This is a genomic window from Tessaracoccus sp. SD287, assembly GCF_017355265.1.
GTDB lineage: Bacteria > Actinomycetota > Actinomycetes > Propionibacteriales > Propionibacteriaceae > Aestuariimicrobium.
The window spans coordinates 1-17,442 of the sequence record NZ_JADIJQ010000033.1 but is presented as its reverse complement, the minus strand read 5'-3'; the positions used below and the strand labels follow the sequence as shown (position 1 = coordinate 17,442).

At 67.4% G+C, this 17,442-nt stretch carries 13 protein-coding genes and 1 pseudogene; 10 read left to right on the top strand and 4 right to left on the bottom strand.

Features of this window, described 5'->3' with window-relative positions:
* Nucleotides 1-13 precede the first annotated feature (13 nt).
* Nucleotides 14-3,097: an excinuclease ABC subunit UvrA gene (gene uvrA, locus IPV09_RS11865; RefSeq protein WP_207475469.1), complete on the bottom strand. Its 3,084-nt coding sequence runs from the start codon at nt 3,095-3,097 to the stop codon at nt 14-16.
* 73 nt (nt 3,098-3,170) lie between these two features.
* Here uvrA and IPV09_RS11860 point away from each other — a divergent pair, with 73 nt between their 5' ends.
* From IPV09_RS11860 to IPV09_RS11825, 9 genes are all read left to right on the top strand, one after another.
* Complete coding sequence (locus IPV09_RS11860; RefSeq protein WP_207475468.1) at nt 3,171-3,923, top strand: maleylpyruvate isomerase family mycothiol-dependent enzyme; 753 nt, start codon at nt 3,171-3,173, stop codon at nt 3,921-3,923.
* Nucleotides 3,924-3,947: 24 nt separating this feature from the next.
* Nucleotides 3,948-4,610 (top strand): MBL fold metallo-hydrolase, encoded by a 663-nt coding sequence (locus IPV09_RS11855; protein WP_207475467.1) that lies wholly within the window; start codon nt 3,948-3,950, stop codon nt 4,608-4,610.
* A gap of 118 nt (nt 4,611-4,728) precedes the next feature.
* Nucleotides 4,729-4,863 (top strand): hypothetical protein, encoded by a 135-nt coding sequence (locus tag IPV09_RS14435; RefSeq protein WP_255521359.1) that lies wholly within the window; start codon nt 4,729-4,731, stop codon nt 4,861-4,863.
* 35 nt (nt 4,864-4,898) lie between these two features.
* Entirely contained in the window at nt 4,899-5,426 is a 528-nt protein-coding gene (locus IPV09_RS11850) for a hypothetical protein (RefSeq protein ID WP_207475466.1), read from the top strand.
* A gap of 269 nt (nt 5,427-5,695) precedes the next feature.
* On the top strand, nt 5,696-6,241 hold the full coding sequence (locus IPV09_RS11845; RefSeq protein WP_207475465.1) for a DNA-binding protein: 546 nt from the start codon (nt 5,696-5,698) through the stop codon (nt 6,239-6,241).
* A gap of 21 nt (nt 6,242-6,262) precedes the next feature.
* On the top strand, nt 6,263-7,750 hold the full coding sequence (locus IPV09_RS11840; protein ID WP_207475464.1) for a DUF3375 family protein: 1,488 nt from the start codon (nt 6,263-6,265) through the stop codon (nt 7,748-7,750).
* On the top strand, nt 7,747-8,505 hold the full coding sequence (locus IPV09_RS11835; protein WP_207475463.1) for a DUF4194 domain-containing protein: 759 nt from the start codon (nt 7,747-7,749) through the stop codon (nt 8,503-8,505). The genes IPV09_RS11840 and IPV09_RS11835 overlap by 4 nt, the downstream gene beginning before the upstream one ends.
* Nucleotides 8,502-11,897, top strand: a complete 3,396-nt coding sequence (locus IPV09_RS11830; protein WP_207475462.1) for an ATP-binding protein — start codon at nt 8,502-8,504, stop codon at nt 11,895-11,897. Before IPV09_RS11835 ends, IPV09_RS11830 begins: the two co-directional genes overlap by 4 nt.
* Complete coding sequence (locus tag IPV09_RS11825; RefSeq protein WP_207475461.1) at nt 11,894-13,075, top strand: Wadjet anti-phage system protein JetD domain-containing protein; 1,182 nt, start codon at nt 11,894-11,896, stop codon at nt 13,073-13,075. Before IPV09_RS11830 ends, IPV09_RS11825 begins: the two co-directional genes overlap by 4 nt.
* A gap of 698 nt (nt 13,076-13,773) precedes the next feature.
* Here the strand turns inward: IPV09_RS11825 and IPV09_RS11820 are convergent.
* The gene (locus IPV09_RS11820) at nt 13,774-14,598 is read right to left on the bottom strand and encodes an abortive infection family protein (protein WP_207475460.1); all 825 of its coding nucleotides are present in this window, start codon (nt 14,596-14,598) and stop codon (nt 13,774-13,776) included.
* Between the two features lie 50 nt (nt 14,599-14,648).
* Here IPV09_RS11820 and IPV09_RS14310 point away from each other — a divergent pair.
* Nucleotides 14,649-14,747: pseudogene (locus IPV09_RS14310) on the top strand (MBL fold metallo-hydrolase); the annotation flags it as partial.
* A 6-nt stretch (nt 14,748-14,753) separates the two neighbouring features.
* Here the strand turns inward: IPV09_RS14310 and uvrB are convergent.
* Nucleotides 14,754-16,841 carry an excinuclease ABC subunit UvrB gene (gene uvrB / locus IPV09_RS11815; RefSeq protein ID WP_207475459.1) on the bottom strand — a complete coding sequence of 696 codons (2,088 nt, stop codon included), beginning with the start codon at nt 16,839-16,841 and terminating at the stop codon, nt 14,754-14,756.
* Nucleotides 16,842-16,934: 93 nt separating this feature from the next.
* Nucleotides 16,935-17,442 (bottom strand): hypothetical protein (locus tag IPV09_RS11810; RefSeq protein ID WP_207475458.1); only part of this gene is annotated, 508 nt, incomplete at its 5' end.

Sequence of the window (17,442 nt, the reverse complement as noted above, 5' to 3'; positions counted from 1 at the left end):
GGGCGTGGCCCGGTCAGAATTTGGGGGTGCGCGGCGTCCTGGTCGAGGTCCGGGCGGCTGCCGTCTTCGTGGCCGACGTCCTGCGGGGCGTCGTCTTCTTCGCGGTCGCCTTGGCCGGGGTCGCGGTGGCCGGTGCCGCGGTGCTGGCCGCGGCCTTTCGGGTGGCTCGCTTGGCCGTCTTCTTCGGCGGGGCGGGGTCCTGCGCCGCGTCCAAGAGGCTGGGTTCCTCGGCCCCGACCGGCACCTCCCGACCCTTCAGCAGCGGGGCCAGGAACTCACCGGTGTGGGATCCCTTGACCGTGGCGATCGCCTCGGGGGTGCCCTCGGCAATGACCATGCCACCCCCGGAGCCACCTTCGGGGCCCATGTCGATGACCCAGTCGGCGGTCTTGATGACGTCCAGGTTGTGTTCGATGACGACCACGCTGTTGCCGGTGTCCACGAGCTTGCCGAGGACGCCCAGCAGCTTGCGGATGTCCTCGAAGTGCAGACCCGTGGTGGGTTCGTCCAGCACGTACATGGTGCGCCCCGTGGACCGCTTCTGCAGTTCGGCGGCCAGTTTGACGCGCTGCGCCTCGCCCCCGGACAGGGTGGTGGCCGGCTGCCCCAGCCGGACGTAGCCGAGCCCCACCTTGTCGAGGGTGAGCATGTAGCGGTGGATGGAACTGATCGGTTCGAAGAAGCTGGCGGCCTCTTCGATGGGCATGTCGAGCACCTCGGCGATGGTCTTGCCCTTGTAGGTGACCTCAAGGGTCTCCCGGTTGTAGCGGGCGCCGTGGCAGACCTCGCAGGGCACGTACACGTCGGGCAGGAAGTTCATCTCGATCTTGATGGTGCCGTCGCCCATGCAGTTCTCGCAGCGGCCCCCCTTGGTGTTGAACGAGAAGCGGCCCTGCAGGTATCCGCGGACCTTCGCCTCGGGGGTCTGGGCGAACAGCGCCCGGATCTTGTCGAAGACGCCGGTGTAGGTGGCCGGGTTCGAGCGCGGCGTCCGGCCGATCGGCGACTGGTCGACGTGGATGATCTTGTCGATCTGGTCGGCACCCTCGATGCTGCGGTGACGACCGGGGATGCCCTTGGTGCGATAGATCCGCTTGGCCAACGCCTTGTACAGAATCGCATTGACCAGCGACGACTTCCCCGAGCCGGAGACGCCGGTGACGGCCACGAACTGGCCCAGCGGCACGTCCACGGTCACCTGGCGCAGGTTGTTCTCGGTCGCCCCGTGGATGGTGATGTTGCGCCCCGAGCGGGGTCGGCGGGCAGCCGGCAGCGGGATGCTCCGCTTTCCCGACAGGTACTGCCCGGTGAGTGAGCGCTCATTGGTCAGCAGGTCGGCGACCGGCCCGCTGACGACCACCTCTCCCCCGTGCTCCCCGGCCCGGGGGCCGATGTCGACGGCCCAGTCGGCGGTGCGAATGGTGTCCTCGTCGTGCTCGACGACGATCAGGGTGTTGCCGAGGTCGCGCAGCTTCACCAGGGTCTCGATGAGGCGCCGGTTGTCGCGCTGGTGCAGCCCGATGGACGGCTCGTCCAGCACGTAGAGGACCCCGACCAGACCCGAACCGATCTGGGTGGCCAGCCGGATGCGCTGCGCCTCACCGCCGGACAGGGTGCCGGCGGGACGGGACAAGGTGAGGTAGTCCAGGCCGACGTCGAGCAGGAACCGCAGCCGCAGGTCGATTTCGCGCAGGACCAGCGCCCCGATCTTGCGCTCGCGCTCGTTGAGTTCCAGCGCGTGGAAGAAGGCGGCGTTGTCCTTGATGGACATGGCCGACAGGTCGGCAATGTTGGTGCCGCCGACGGTGACGGCCAGGCTCGATGGCTTCAGCCGGGCACCTTGGCAGGAGCTGCACGGGATCTCGCGCATGTACTCGCCGTAGCGTTCGCGCATCGTGTCGGTCTCGGCGTCGGCGTGGCGCCGCTTCACGTAGTGGATGGCGCCCTCGAACTTCTGGGTGAACGAACGCACCCGGCCGAAGCGGTTGCGGTAGCGCACCACGACGGGGTCACCGATGCCCTCCAGCAGCACCCGGCGCGCCTTGGGACTCAGATCCCGCCAGGGCGTGTCGACGTCGAAGCCCTCACTCTCGCCGAGAGCCTCGTAGACGTGCTCGAAGTGGGAGGCGACGTGCGGTGTGTTCCACACGGCGATGGCCCCCTGGGACAGGGGCAGCGAGTCGTCGGGGACCAGCAGTTCCGGGTCGACCTCCATGGTGGTGCCCAGCCCGGTGCAGGCGGGGCAGGCACCCCACGGGGCGTTGAAGGAGAACTGGCGCGGCTCGAGTTCCTCGATGGAGATGTCGTGCTCGTTGGGGCAGGCCAGTTTCTCGGAGTAGCGGCGCTCGCGCTGGGGGTCGTCCTCGGGCAGGTCGACGAACTCGACGCCAACGACCCCGTGGGCCAGCTTCAACGCCGTCTCGACCGAGTCGGTGATGCGCTGTTTCGCGGTGGCTTTGACGGCGATCCGGTCGACGACCACGTCAATGTCGTGCTTCTTCTGCTTGTCGAGGGTCGGTGGACTGGTGAGCGGCACCGTCTCGCCATCGACCCGTGCGCGGCTGAAGCCCTGACCGGTGAGGTCCTTGAACAGTTCGACGTACTCCCCCTTGCGGCCACGGATGACGGGGGCCAGCACCTGCAGGCGGGTGCCCTCGGCCAGCGCCATCAACCGGTCCACGATTTGCTGGGGGCTCTGCCGGGCGATGGGTTCGCCACAGACAGGACAGTGGGGGTGGCCGATGCGGGCATACAGCAGCCGCAGGTAGTCGTGCACCTCGGTGATGGTGCCGACCGTCGAGCGGGGGTTGCGGCTGGTCGACTTCTGGTCGATGGCCACCGCCGGGCTCAACCCCTCGATCAGGTCGACGTCGGGCTTGTCCATCTGCCCCAGGAACTGGCGGGCGTAGGACGACAAGGACTCGACGTAGCGCCGTTGGCCCTCGGCGAAGATGGTGTCAAAGGCCAGCGAGGACTTGCCGGACCCGGACAGGCCGGTGAAGACGATCAGCGAGTCGCGGGGTAGGTCAAGGGAGACGTTGCGCAGGTTGTGGGTGCGCGCGCCGCGGACGATGAGTCGTTCATTCACACCTTGCATGTTATGCGGTGGCCACGACAATTCCGGTTGGACCTCGGCCCACGGGGCCTGCCAGCCCACTACGGTGGGGGGCATGGACGCACCCACGAGCGGAACTGACGGCCCCCTGTCCGTTCCCACCATCGCTGCCGTGCGCCACCGCAAGTTGGAGGCGACACAACACCTGCTCGGCGACACGATTCGGCTCAGCGACGCCGAATGGCAGTCGCCGAGCCTGCTGCCGGGCTGGACCCGGGCGCACGTGGCGACCCACCTTGCGCGCAACGCGAACGGTCTGGCCCGCGTCGCCCGGGGGGTGATCACCGGCGTCCCGCAGCCCATGTACGACTCGGAGTCCGAACGCCAACGTGACATCGAACGCGGTTCGGAGCGCACCGGCCTGGAGTTGCAGATCGACCTGGACACCTCGGCCGGGGACCTGAGCGAGGCGATGAACGACCTGGTGGCGCTGGACGAGCAGCGGTTGTCCGCACCTGTGGAACTGCGACCCGGCTTCGCCATCCCCGGCACCCTGCTGCCGACCGCCCGACTGGCCGAGGTGGTGCTTCACCGCATCGACCTGGGCACCGGCTACACGATCGACGACATCGAGGACGACATCGCGGGCTGGCTGCTGGACTGGGTGCTGCTGCGCCTGTCGACCCGCATCGACATCCCCCGGCTGCGGTTGCGGGCCACCTCGGGCCGGGTGTTCACCACTGGCAGTTTCGGCGAAGCGGTCGAGGTCAGCGGCGAGGACCGCCACCTGGTCGGCTGGCTGACCGGACGATCGGGCGCCGACCGGCTGCGAAACGCCGACCTGGCCGTACTGCCGCTGATTGGCTGACCCGCCCACCTACGGAGGACCCCAATGACCACCTACCACGTCGACCCGCACGCCGACCCGCTGAGCTTCGACCTGGGCGGCGGCGTGTTCTGCACGAAGCAGTCCCTCGGTGACATGGACAACAACGGCTACCTTCTGGAACCGGCCGACGGCCCCGCCGTCTGGATCGACGCCGCCGCCGAGCCCGAGGTGATCAGCAAGGTGCTGGACGGTCGCGCGCTGGCCGCCGTCATTACCACCCATCGGCACTTCGACCACATCGGCGCCACCGCCGCGGTGCTGGCCGCGACCGGGGCCGTGGGGTACTGCGGCGAACCGGACCGTCAGTCCATCATCGACGACACCGCCACCGAGCAGGTGGGGGTGTGGACCGGTGACACCATCAACGTCGGCACCGCCGGCCGGCTCGAGGTGATCGGCATCGTCGGCCACACCCCGGGATCGATCACCCTGGCCTGGTCGCCGGCGGACGGTCCAACCCACCTGTTCACCGGCGACAGCCTCTTCCCGGGTGGTTTCGGGAAGACCTGGAGCGCCGAGGACTTCGCCTCGCTGTCCGCGGACGTGACCGTCAAGATCTTCGAGCGCTTCGGCGACGACACCGTGGTGCACCCGGGTCATGGGGACGCCACCACGCTGGGCGTCGAGCGGCCACACCTCGCAGAATGGCGCGACCGCGGCTGGTGAGGGAGCCGCGCTAGTTCGTCCCCTGTGGACTCATGTCAAGATGCCGCGTGGACTGGTTCGTTGACTCATCTGAAGATGCCCGCCTGGTCCGGTTCATTTTGGTTCTGCTGAGGTAGAGGTGATTGGTCTTGGCTCGGGGTTCGACCAGCCCGCGGCGGCGGGCGAGTTCGAGAAGGTTGCCCTGGATGTTGGTGAGATGCGCGAGCGGATGCCGCAGACGCTGGCAGCCGTGTCGACGGTCGGGCTCGGGTGACGTACGAGGTGCCCACAGCTTTCCAGCCTGCCGAGGTGATCGAGTTCGCTGAGGCGCGCGGCTACCGGTTGGAGATGAGCATCCCGGGGCAGTTCAGCCCGACGCTCGTCTTCGACCGGGTCGGTGGTGCTGACCCCTCGTGGGTGGCTCCGACGGATCCTGCGGGTCGCACCTGGGGTGCGACGACGCAGGCGGATGTCGCTGCGACGGCTTCGCCGAAGTGGAAGAAGGCGCTCCGGGTCCTCGCCTGGATCGCGCTGTCCGCGTTCGTGTACTTCGCGTTCTCGATGTGTGCTCGGGCGTCGTCGAAGAGCGGCGGGAGCAGCAGCTCCAGCAGGGTAAACGCGAGGCTCCACGAGTCGACAGCCGAGGTCGCGTGCGAGCGCGAGGTGCGGGACCGGCTCGCCGGGTCGCCCACGTTCAAGCCGGGAGCGAACTGGGAGATCGACGGCGGCTGGGCGATCAACGGCAGGGCGACGACTGACGGTGGACGCCTCGGCTACTCGTGCGAGGTGATCGGTCCGGAGGGCAGCCACAAGGTGAAGGTGGTCGGCCTCGGCTGACCTCGAACCATCACCGCTCAGAACACGATCGGGCGGGAGCTGGATGATGCGCCCGCCAACAAGAACTGTCAGACCCCGACGACATCATGAGGGCATGACTTCGTCGATGTGGATCAAGTTTACTCCGTCGTCGAGCGCTCACCATCTCGTGGAGGCGGTGTCTGGATCTCACGCGCAGCTCGGGCGGGAGAGCGCTATGGTTACAAAAGTCCTGAGTTACAATGTTACTTATGTAACTCTACGATTTTCATGACTGACAGGAGGTGGCCATGGCCGAGAAGCAGACACCCCAACAGCGAGCGTTGGCTGCGGCGGAGGAGCTGTCGGCCGAGGGGGCAGCTGTGACCGCAAGGGCGGTCCGCGATCGCGCCCAGGTCGCCATGAACGTCGCGTCCCCGGTCGCCAAGGAGTGGAACGCGCGCGAGTCGCACACCCGCGGGGTGCCGGAGATGCCCGAATCGGTGCTCCCCCGCGTCGATGCGCTCTGGCGTGCTGCCGTGGAGGCCGCACGCGGCGAGCACCAGGTCGAGCGCGACGGTTGGCTGTCCCAGGTGAAAGAGGCCGAGGACGAGCGTGACGCTGCCCTGGACGACGTGACTGCTGTGCAGACACAGCTGGAGGAGGCGCTTTCCAAGGTCGCCGAGCTCGAAGCGCTGGTCGACCAAGAGCGCACCGCTGCTTCCTTGGTGCAAGAAAAGGTTACTGATGCCGAGGCTCGCGCGTCGAGCGCCGAGCAGCGGGCGACCACGGCCGAGGGCGTGGCCGAGGGGTTGCGTGAGGCCCTGGCAGCCGTGTCCACGAAGTCGAAGCGATAGCACGGACGAGGAGCACAGACCATGGCAGCGGACATCGAGGGCGACGTCGCTCGGATCGACGCTGCCCTCAACACCCCCACACTCAAACTGCTCGACCGCAAGTCGGCTGGGCTGGCGCTGCCCGTGTTCGCCACGCTGTTCCCAGCAGGCAAGGCCGAGCCGATCCCGGTGGAGCGTTTCCACACCAGAGTCGAGGCGCTCCTGGCCGAGCTGCGCAGCGTCGGCCACGACGCCACGACGACGGACGGCAAGCGGCTGGCCATGCAGTGGGTCCGTGAGCGCTGGCTTTTCCGGGACCCAGGCCGAGGCGAGGAGACCTATCGCCTGACCGGTGACGCCGAGCAGGCGCTGGAGTACGTCACCCGGGCCACGCGCACCCAGCTGAACGTGTCTGTCTCCCGCATCGAGACCATGAGGCGCGTCGTCTCCGAGGCCGCGATGGCGGCCCACCCTGACCGCGAGGAGCGCAAGCGTCGCCTCGCAGAGGAGATCGTCCGGCTCACGGCCGAGTACGAGCGGATCGACGCCGGCGGGGAGCTGGCCGAAGCGAGCGAGACCGAGCTGATCGAGCAGTTCTCAAACGTCCTGCGGGAGCTCGACGGCCTGCCCTCGGACTTCCGCCGGGTGGAGGAGGCGGTGCGCGAGATGCACCGCGCGATCACCAAGCGGTTCCGCGAGGAGGAGCGTCCGGTTGGCGAAGTGGTCGACGACTACCTGGACCAGTCGTCGAAGTTGCTGACGGCCACCCCTGAGGGTCGGGCCTTCAACGGCGCCCTGGAGCTGCTGCGCAAGCGTGATTGGCTGTCCAGCCTGCGCGAGGACTTGGAGACGATCCTGGAGCACCCCGTTGCCGGGATGCTGTTGCCCGACGAGACCAGCCAGCTGCGCACGACCGTTGACGTCATCCGCCGGGGCATCGCCGACGTGCTCGACCAGCGGCAGCGGCTGACCTCGACCCTGCGTGAGCACATCGAGAACTACGACCACATCCGCAACCGCGAGTTGGAGCTGGTGCTGCGGGGCATCGACAAGGAGATGCGGACCTGGATGCAGTCGGCCCGCTCGCGCGACCACGTGGAGCTGAAGCTGCTGCCCTCGCTGCTGGACGTCCCGACTCTCAAGCTGCGGGTGTTCGACCCGGACAGCGAGCGGCCTCCGGCTCCGCTGGCAGACGTCTCGGGTCAGGCGCCTGACGGGCTGTCCCTGGACGACATCCGCAAGCAGGGTGGTCCCTCGCTGGAGGAGCTGCACGGCCGGATCGGCGATGCCATCGCTGCCGTCGGTAGCGTCGAGTCTGCCGCTGCCCTGTTCAACGACCTTCCTGACCAGCTGCGCCGCCCGGTCGAGGTCCTCGGGCTGCTGCACCTGTTCACCAGGCGCGGAGCGACCATCGACGCCCAGCAGCGGGAGGCGGTGCGGACCAGGCGTTCGGACGGGACGCGGCGGGAGTTCCTGATGCCGGCAGCATCGATCCGAGCCACCGAGGACGAAGAAGGAGGCACGCCATGACCGAGCAGATCGACTACCTCGACGAGGAGGTGGAGGACACGGGTGAGCACGTGCACGAGGACGACACCGAGCAGCTGTCGCTGGCCATGTTCGAGGGCGACACCTCGACGCTGTTCCCCGAGCAACGGCTCTGCCTGCACGCTGTGCTCAAGCACCGCTACATCTCGGCCGAGCGCCACCCCGAGCACTGGGCGACTCTGCTGGCCGACCTCGCCGTGGTCAAGAGCCGACTCAACGACCTCTTCCTCGACATCCACGTGGACACCGACCACAAGATCGCGTTCAAGCGTGCGGCGGTGCCCGAGGGCGACGACTCGCTGCCTTCGTTGGTGCGCAACGTCTCCTACACCAAGGAGGAGACCATCGTGCTGATCGCGTTGCGGCAGCGGTTCCTGACCCAGCGCCAGGAGGGTGACGACGTGGTGTTCGTCGAGCGGCAAGCGCTGCTGGACGAGGTGGCCGACCAACGTCCGGACCACGCGACCAACCGGTCGATGGATTCCAAGAGGGCGAACAACGCTATCGACGGCCTGGCGACCGCGGGGGTGCTGCTGCGGACCAGCGACCCCGACCGGTTCCGGGTCTCGCCGATCATCGAGATCCTGCTGCCGGTGGAGCAGATGCGGGCCCTGTGGACCTGGCTGTTCGAGGCCAACGGCGGGCAGGGCGAGGCACCTGGTGCAGACCTCGAAGGGGACGTGGACGGGGACGGCGAACCCGAGATGCTGCCCGATGACGAGGAGGGACAGCCATGAGCGACGAAGCAACGCTGCCGATCCAGGCGCCGGCTCCTGACCAGCACGCGCAGTGGCGCATCGAGACGGTGCAGATGGCGAACTGGGGTGGCTTCCACGGACCGCACAAGGTGCGGTTCTCGACCGGGTCCACGTTGATGTCCGGCGCCTCAGGCACCGGTAAGTCGACGGTGCTCGATGCCTACATCGCTCTTATGATGCCTTCGGACACTCCCTTCAACGGCGCGTCCAACGAGGCCGGCGGACGGGCCCGCTCCTCGGAGCAGCGCAACCTGCTCACCTACCTGCGCGGCAAGATGGACACCAGCCGGGTCGACGGCTCCGACGAGATGCGCGACCACGTGCTGCGCGGCGGCGATGGCGAGCACATCTGGGGAGGGCTGGCCGCCACCTTCGTCAATGACAACGGCCGCCGGTTCACCGTGCTGCGCCTGTACTTCGTGCGCGCTGGCGCCTCCGTCGGCGGGGATGTCAAGACCTCGTACGCGACCTACGACGGGTTCTTCCAGATCGAGCGGCTCGATCCGCTGGCCGCCTCCCGATTCGACAAGCGCACGTTGCGTGGTGCGGGCCTGACGCCGTACGACACGTTCCGCGAGTTCGAGGACACCATCCACACCCGGCTCGGGATCGGTGGCGGTGACGGCGGACGCAAGGCAATGCGACTGCTGGCCAGGGTCCAGGCGGGCATGGAGGTCAAGCGGGTCGACACCCTGTACAAGTCGATGGTGCTGGAGCGGCCGATCACCTACGAGGCCGCCGACCACGCTCTGGAGCACTTCGCGGACCTGGAGGCGTCCTACGAGAAGATGCTGGACGAGGCCGAGAAGCTCAAGACGCTGTCCAGGCTGCCGCAGTTGCAGGTCGAGTTCGACGAGGCAAAGCGGAAGTCCTTGCTCATCAACGCTTTCGGCGCTGAACAGACTGGCCACACGCCGTTCCTGCTGTGGCGGCTGCGCACCGAGCGAGGGCTGCTGGACTCAGCCGTCGACATCAACCGCGCCACGCACCGCGAACAGTCGGCAGCCTTCCAGAAGGCGAGGTCGGACGAGACCAGCCACGAGCGTCGCCTGGAGCAGATCGCGGCGGACAAGCGGGCCAACGGCGGCGACGCGCTCGACGCCCTCGTGCGAGACATCAGCGCCTTGCGCGAGAACCACGGCGGGATCTACGAGGCCAACCTGTGGTTCCAGCTCCGCACCGAGCCCATCGGACTGATGGAGCCGGAGACGGCCGAGCAGTTCGCCCAGGTGCGCATTGACGCCGAAGAGTTCATGGCCGGCCACGACGAGCGCGAGCAGGTGCTGCGCGACGAAGAGGACGCCGTGCGCGACGAGATGGATCCTTTGCGGGCCAAGCAGGTCGAGCTGGTGCAGGAGCGGTCCTCGCTCCAGGGTCGGGCTGGCAACGTGCCGCACGCGCTGCACGCAGCCCGCGTGAAGATGGCGCAGGTCGCAGGTCTGGATGCGATGGAGCACCTGCCGTTCGTGGCCGAGCTGATCGACGTGCTGCCCGACGAGGAGAGCTGGCGCAAGGCGATCGAGACCACGCTTGGCGGACTCGCCCGCACGGTGCTCGTCGACCGTCGTCGGCTCGACCACCTGTCAGCCTCCATCGACGGGGTGCGGATCACTCCGCGGATCCGCTTCCAAGCCGTGGAGCTGGGCGAGCACCATGAGTGGCAGGGCAACCCGGACTACGTCTCGGGCAAGCTGACGTTCAAGGATTCGGCGTTCTCGGGATGGGTCCAGGGCCGGGCCAGCGACCGCGACGTGGACCACCTCTGCGTGCCGTCGGCGAATGCGCTGTCCGGGAGCGAGCCACGTGTCACGCCGTCTGGACAGACCCGAAGCGGCTCCCGGGGTGCGCACGGTGAGTCAGGCCAGGGAAACATCATCGGCTTCTCCAACGAGCGCAGGCTGGCCGACATCGAGGCCCAGCTGTTGGCGCTCGATCCGCAGATCGAAGCGGTCAAGGAGAAGGTGGCGCAGGTCCGGCGGCGGCTGAAGAGCCTCGGCGACCAGAAGTCTGCTCACCAGCACGTGCTCGACACGCAGTGGTCATCGATCGACTACCGGGGTGTCGACCGACGGGTCGGTGAGCTTGAGGCCAAGGTCGCTCAGTTCCGGGCAGCGAGCTCCGTGCTGGACGAGCTCCAGCGCGAGGAAGACCAGCTGCTGGTGCTACGTGGCGAGGCGAACCGGCTGCGCGTCTTGGCCGAGAACAAGCTCAAGGACTTGCAGAAGGAGCATGGCCACCTGGTCAGCCAGCAGGACGAGGTCCAGGCCCCCATCGACGAGATGGATCACCAGCAGAGCGTCACGGTGAGCGAGGAGCAGCAGACCTATCTCGACGAGTTGTTCGCCGCCAACTGGGAAACCTCCGACCTGCGGTCGTTCAACTCCAGCATGAAGGCCCTCAAGTCCCGCCTGGGCGACGAAGCAAGGACCGCTCTCGACAGCCGTCGGCGCGCGGTCAGCTCGATGGAGTCGATGTTCGAGAGCTACCAGGGCCGTTGGCGCGAGAACAACCTCGGCACGACGGTGGACTCGGCGGCGGGCTACCGGGAGATCCTCGACCGGATCACCTCTGAGGGCCTCCACGAGCGCAGGGACCGGTGGCGGCGTGAGTTCGCGGCGTGGTCGAGCGACGACCTGCTGCGGCTCAACGACGCGTTCGAGACCGCCGTCGACGATATTCAGGACCGTCTGCTGCCGATCAACCGCATCCTCAAGACGCTGCCGTTTGGCGGCAAGGGCGTGCTCCAGATCAGCCACCGCCGGATCACCAACGACGAGCTGCGGCAGTTCCGTCGAGACCTGAAGACGCTGTCCTCGGGGCTCGCGGTCGAGATGACCGATAACCAGGTAGAGACCCGCTTCAAGAAGCTCCGGAGCTTCATGGAGAAGATCGCCATCCCTGAGGGACACACCAAACCCTCGACGTCGCAGCGCGACAGGTTCCTCGACGTGCGCCAGCACGTGGTCATCAATGCGGTCTGCGTCAACGAGCACGACCGTGAAGTCGCCACCTATGATTCGCTGGGCGGCAAGTCAGGCGGTGAGACCCAAGAGCTGGTCGCGTTCATCGTCGGCGCCGCCCTGCGCTATCAGCTGGGCGACGAGTCGCGGTCGCGGCCCCGGTTCGCTCCCGTGTTCCTCGACGAGGGGTTCGTCAAGTCCGACAGCGAGTTCGCTGGACGCTCGGTCCAGGCTTGGCAGGACCTCGGGTTCCAGCTCATCATCGGCGCACCGTTGGACAAGGTGAATGCGCTGGAGCCGTACATGGACCTGCTGCTGATGGTGACCAAGGGTCCGCAGGGCTACTCCTACGTCAACGAGCTGGTCGACGCGCCGGAGATCGGCGACGACGATGACGAGGAGGCCGCGTGAAGACCCCCGAGGCCTTGACGGCAGACGTGCGCCGGTGGCTGGGCAACCGGTGGCACACGAACCTAGCTGGCGTCGAGCCGGCGTTCCCGCGCGACTTCCCGCTCGGTCGGCCGAGCGCGAGCGAGCTGCGGCAGGGCTACAGTGCCGTGCACGCGCTCACGGTCGAGTGGCAGGAGTGGGCGCGGACCAACGACGTGGCGCTGACCTACGCGACCCGGCTGGCGACGGGCGGCACCCGACAGACTGTGCCGACGCACGCGCGCTTAGAGAGCATCGATCACGCCGCCTCGGTGATCGGTGGAGACTGGCCCGTCAGGCTGGCACGAGGTCGAGCAAGGCTCGATGTGCTGCGGGCCGGATACCCGGCTCTGGTCAATGACGCACGCCTGCTGCGGATGGTGGATGACTACTCGGATGTGGACTTCGAGGTGCTGCTCAAGGTGGCTGACTGGTACCTGGCGGAGCCGGGTCGGGCGAAGGGGGTGACTCCACGGCAGGTACCGATCCCCGGCGTCCACGCGAAGTGGCTCCAATCCCACCTTCCTGCCGTGCGTGCGCTGACCGGACTCGACGACCTCGACCTGCTGCCGGCTCACCCGGCGCGCATCCACTTCACCTACCTCGACCCAGCCCACCGCGCAGCCGCTGGGAGAATCCACGACTCGGCCACGGTGAGCGACCGCTTCGAGCCGGCGTACCTGCCGCGGGTGGTGGTGATCTCGGAGAACAAGGACACTGCGATCCACTTCCCTGAGTTGGCGGGAGGCATCTCTGTGGAGGGCGTGGGCCGTGGCGGCAAGACTGTCGCGGCGTTCCCGTGGCTGCGTGAGGCACCATCCGTCGTCTACTGGGGCGACATGGACCGCGACGGGTACGAGATCCTCGACGGCTACCGCCTCGACCTCGACCGCGACATCGACTCGGTCTTGATGGACACGACCACCTATGCGACGTTCGAGCGCTACGGCACCAACCTTGACCGGAGGGGTAACCCTTTGGCGGCGGGTGCGCCGAGAGTCGTCGAGCGACTGAGGGCTGAGGAACTGGCGGTGTACTCCCGGCTGGTCGATCCGGAGCATCGAGGCCACCGTCGGGTCGAGCAGGAGCGCATCCCCTTGGGCGTCGCTCTCGACGCGGTGCTCAACCTGGTCGCCAGCGATCTTGAGGAGAATGATTGACGTCAATCATTGAGTCAATGATTCAGCGAATCCAACATACCTGACCACGGCGCCTGTAGGGGCGATCAGACGGTGGCGACGACGTACCGCGAAGCCGGGCTGCACGAGCACTCCGTGACGACGCTTGGACGTCCGGCGATCAGACGACAACCCTTCGCAAGGAGCACCCACGATGTACGAGAACCACACCAGGGCCACCGGTTCGATGTGCCGATTGACCACCACGACGACAGCACCGCCCAGCACGAGGCACAGCAGCCCGAGCAGCAGCAGCCGGCGGCTGAGACCACGCAGGCTGCTCTGCCGCCAAGCGCACGGAGAAGGCGAAGCAGCGTGCGAAGGCTCGTCTGCGGCAGCGCGAAGGTGTGCGGCTGCCGCGCACCCGAGCCATTGAGCTGCTCTACGCCTACTGCGTCGTGCCGCCGATCGAGGGCGACGACAACGAGGCAAAAAGGATCTCCGCCCTGTTCGGAAAGATGGCCCTGACCAGCGCGAGCTGGCCAAGCCGACCTATCCGATGGTCGAGCCTGTGAAGCTCGACCTGCACGTCGGCAAGGCCCCGGAGCTTGAGGCTGCGCCCGACGCGCAGTTGGCAGAACGCATCAGCGCAACCGGCCCCGTCCCTGCAGCAGCAGGTGGCGGGGTCGCTGCATTCCCGGGGTGGGCACACGCCCTCCGCTCCCGCTTCGGGCAACCGGTCAGGCGGTCCGTCCCATCTGCCGGTCATGCGTGGAGAGCAGGAGCTCCGCCACGTGTGTGGCCTCGCGGATCACGTAGCGTCCGGTCTCCTTGCTGATGCCCGTCGGGAGTGTCCGGCCGTGCCCGGTCCCTTGCAGATTGCGCAGCTCGTTGATCGTCGAGGCGGTGGTCTTCGCCGACTGATAGATCGCACGCAGCTGTTTGCCGCCCGAGGCCTCCGCGTTGACCGTCTGGGGCTGGAGCCTGAGCCGGTCGAGCGCGAGCGCCAACAGCTCGTCGAAGTCCATCTTGCGATCAGGCAACATGTGCTGCTCATCCAGGACGAACTTGCAGATCGACTCCAACAGCTCCTTCGCTCCTCCGAGGAGCGCCCCTGGGTCCTCCACGTTGTGCTGGAGCCGCGCCAGCTGTTCATCGAGGGCAGCCCGGCCGCCGGTGGCCAGATTGATCGGGTTGGTGCGCTGGAGGCGACCATCCTCGTCGAGCCCGACCCCCATCACCGCGAGCGCCCTGCGAAGGGTGGCAACGCGCTCGGCGATCTTCGGCTCGTCGATCTGGAAGAGGCGTGCGATGCGCAGGTCGGTCAGGAGCAGGTCCAGGAGCTTGTCGTCCACACACCCAGGCCGGCGACGGGCTGTGGCGCATACGGTCAAGACCCTCTGCTGCTTGTTCGGGGTGCCGGTCGACGGGTCGTATGGGTCGACGTCGCCGAGTCCGCAGGCGGTGAACGTCCGCGTCAGCGTGGTGTGACTCGGTCCGTCGCCGGAGTAGTAGAACTGCGCGATCGCAGCGGAGACCTCTTCGGTAAGTAGCGTCGAACTCATGCACTCATTGTGGTCGAGGACGCGGACACTTCATCGGTCATACAGACCACGCCGGCGACGACACCGTGGTGCACTCGGGCCATGGGGACGCCACCACCCTGGGCGCGGAGCGTCCGCAGCTGGCCGAGTGGCACGAACGCGGCTGGTGAACCCGCCTACTTGTTGGCCTCGATCATCTGGCGCAATTCCTTCTTCAGGTCGCTGACCTCGTCGCGCAGTCGTGCCGCGAGCTCGAACTGCAGTTCGTGGGCGGCGGTGTGCATCTGGTCGGTCAGTTCGGTGATCAGACCGGCGAGTTCGCTGGCCGCCATCGTCGACGGGTCCAGGTCGCGCTTCTCGCCCAGCGCCGGCACCGGCTGACCCTTGCGTCCGCCGCCCTGGGCCTGCCGGACCAGCTTGTCGGTGTCCTCGTCCTCGCGGGCGAGCATGTCGGTGATGTCGGCGATCTTCTTGCGCAGCGGCTGCGGGTCGATGCCGTGCTCGGTGTTGTAGGCGACCTGGATCTCGCGGCGGCGGTTCGTCTCGTCCAGCGCCTTGGCCATGGACGGGGTGATCTTGTCGGCGTACATGTGCACCTGCCCGGCCACGTTGCGGGCGGCGCGACCGATGGTCTGGATCAGGGACCGGTCGGAGCGCAGGAAGCCCTCCTTGTCGGCGTCCAGGATGGCCACCAGGGACACCTCGGGCAGGTCGAGACCCTCACGCAGCAGGTTGATGCCGACCAGGACGTCGTACTCCCCCATCCGCAGTTCGCGCAGCAGTTCGATCCGGCGCAGGGTGTCGACCTCGGAGTGCAGGTAGCGGGTGCGGACACCGTTCTCGAGCAGGTAGTCGGTGAGGTCCTCGGCCATCTTCTTGGTGAGGGTGGTGACCAGCACCCGCTCGTTGCGTTCGACGCGCAGCCGGATCTCGCCCATCAGGTCGTCGATCTGGCCCTTGGTGGGTTTCACGATCACCTCGGGGTCGACCAGCCCGGTGGGGCGGATGATCTGCTGGACGAACCCGTCGGACCGGGCCATCTCGTAGTTGCCGGGCGTCGCCGACAGGTAGACCGTCTGCCCGATCCGGTCGACGAACTCCTCGAAGCGCAACGGTCGGTTGTCCATGGCCGACGGCAGCCGGAAGCCGTGCTCCACCAGGGTGCGCTTGCGGGACATGTCGCCCTCGAACATGCCACCGATCTGCGGCACCGTCACGTGGGACTCGTCGATCACCAGCAGGAAGTCCTCGGGGAAGTAGTCCAGCAGGCAGTTGGGGGCGCTGCCCCGCTCGCGTCCGTCAATGTGCAGCGAGTAGTTCTCGATGCCCGAGCAGGTGCCGATCTGGCGCATCATCTCCAGGTCGTAACTGGTGCGCATGCGCAACCGCTGCGCCTCCAGCAACTTGTTCTGGGCTTCCAACTCGGCGAGCCTGGCCGCCAGTTCGATCTCGATGGTGCCCAGGGCCCGCTCCATCCGCGTCGAGCCGGCCGAGTAGTGCGAGGCGGGGAAGATGTAGATCTCGTCGTCGGTGGTGACGATTTCTCCGCTGACCGGGTGCAGCGTGGACAGCGCCTCGATCTCGTCGCCGAAGAACTCCACCCGGACGGCGTGCTCCTCATACATGGGGAAGATCTCGAGGGTGTCCCCCCTGACCCGGAAGGTGCCACGGGTGCCGGCCAGGTCATTGCGGGCGTACTGCATCTCGACCAGGTGGCGCAGCAGCTTGTCGCGCTCGCGCTCCTCGCCGACCCGCAGGGTGACCATCTGGTCCAGGTACTCCTGGGGGGTGCCCAGGCCGTAGATGGCCGACACCGTGGCCACCACGATCACGTCGCGGCGGGTCAGCAGCGAGTTGGTGGCCGAGTGCCGGAGCCGCTCCACCTCTTCGTTGAGTGAGGAGTCCTTCTCGATGTAGGTGTCGGTCTGGGGGACGTAGGCCTCGGGTTGGTAGTAGTCGTAGTACGAGACGAAGTACTCGACCGCATTGTCCGGGAAGAACTGGCGCAACTCGTTGGCGAATTGGGCGGCCAAGGTCTTGTTGGGCTGCATCACCAGCAGGGGTCGCTGCACCCGTTCTGCGAGCCAGGCGATGGTGGCCGTCTTGCCGGTGCCGGTGGCTCCCAGCAGCACGACGTCCTGCTCGCCTGCCTCGACGCGGCGCTGCAGTTCCTCGATGGCCGCGGGCTGGTCACCGGCAGGTTCGAAGTCGGCGACCACCTTGAAGGGGGCCACCCGGCGCTGAATGTCACCTACTGGTCGCATGCCCACCAGACTAGGTCGACCCCCCGACATTTCCTGCATGAGCAGCCGCCGGTTCCCTGCGGGCGAACGCCCGCAGGGCCGGCACCAGGGACGTCAGCTGGCCGCCTGGGTCTGGAACATCGTCCAGGAGGTCTGGTTCCAGTCCTTGGCGGGCTGTTCGCGGGGGGCGCCCACCAGCGAGATCAGGGTGGTCAGCACGGACAGCTGGTTCGAGGACTTCACCGAGATCGCGGCATTCTGGATGATGTTCTGCGAGCCGTTGCTGCCCGTCTGGGTGCCGCTGACCGCGCCCTGGGAAATGTCCAGCCCCTCGGGGCCCTTGACCGGTGCCACCTCGTTGCGCTTGACGTCGGTCATCCGGCCGCCCTGCTGCTGCAGGTACTGCTCCACCAGCGCCGCGCTGCTCTTGCCGCCCGACGAGAAGGTCTGCAGCACCATGACGTGCTTGTTCGAGGAGTGCACCAGTTGGACGATGTCGTCCTTCTGGCTGCCGACGGTCCAGCCGGCCGGCACCGCGACGACCACCCCACCCTTCAAGGTGATGGTGTCACCGGCGGGTGGCTGCGTGGTCGGCGGCTGGGTCGTCGCCGGGGGCTCGGTG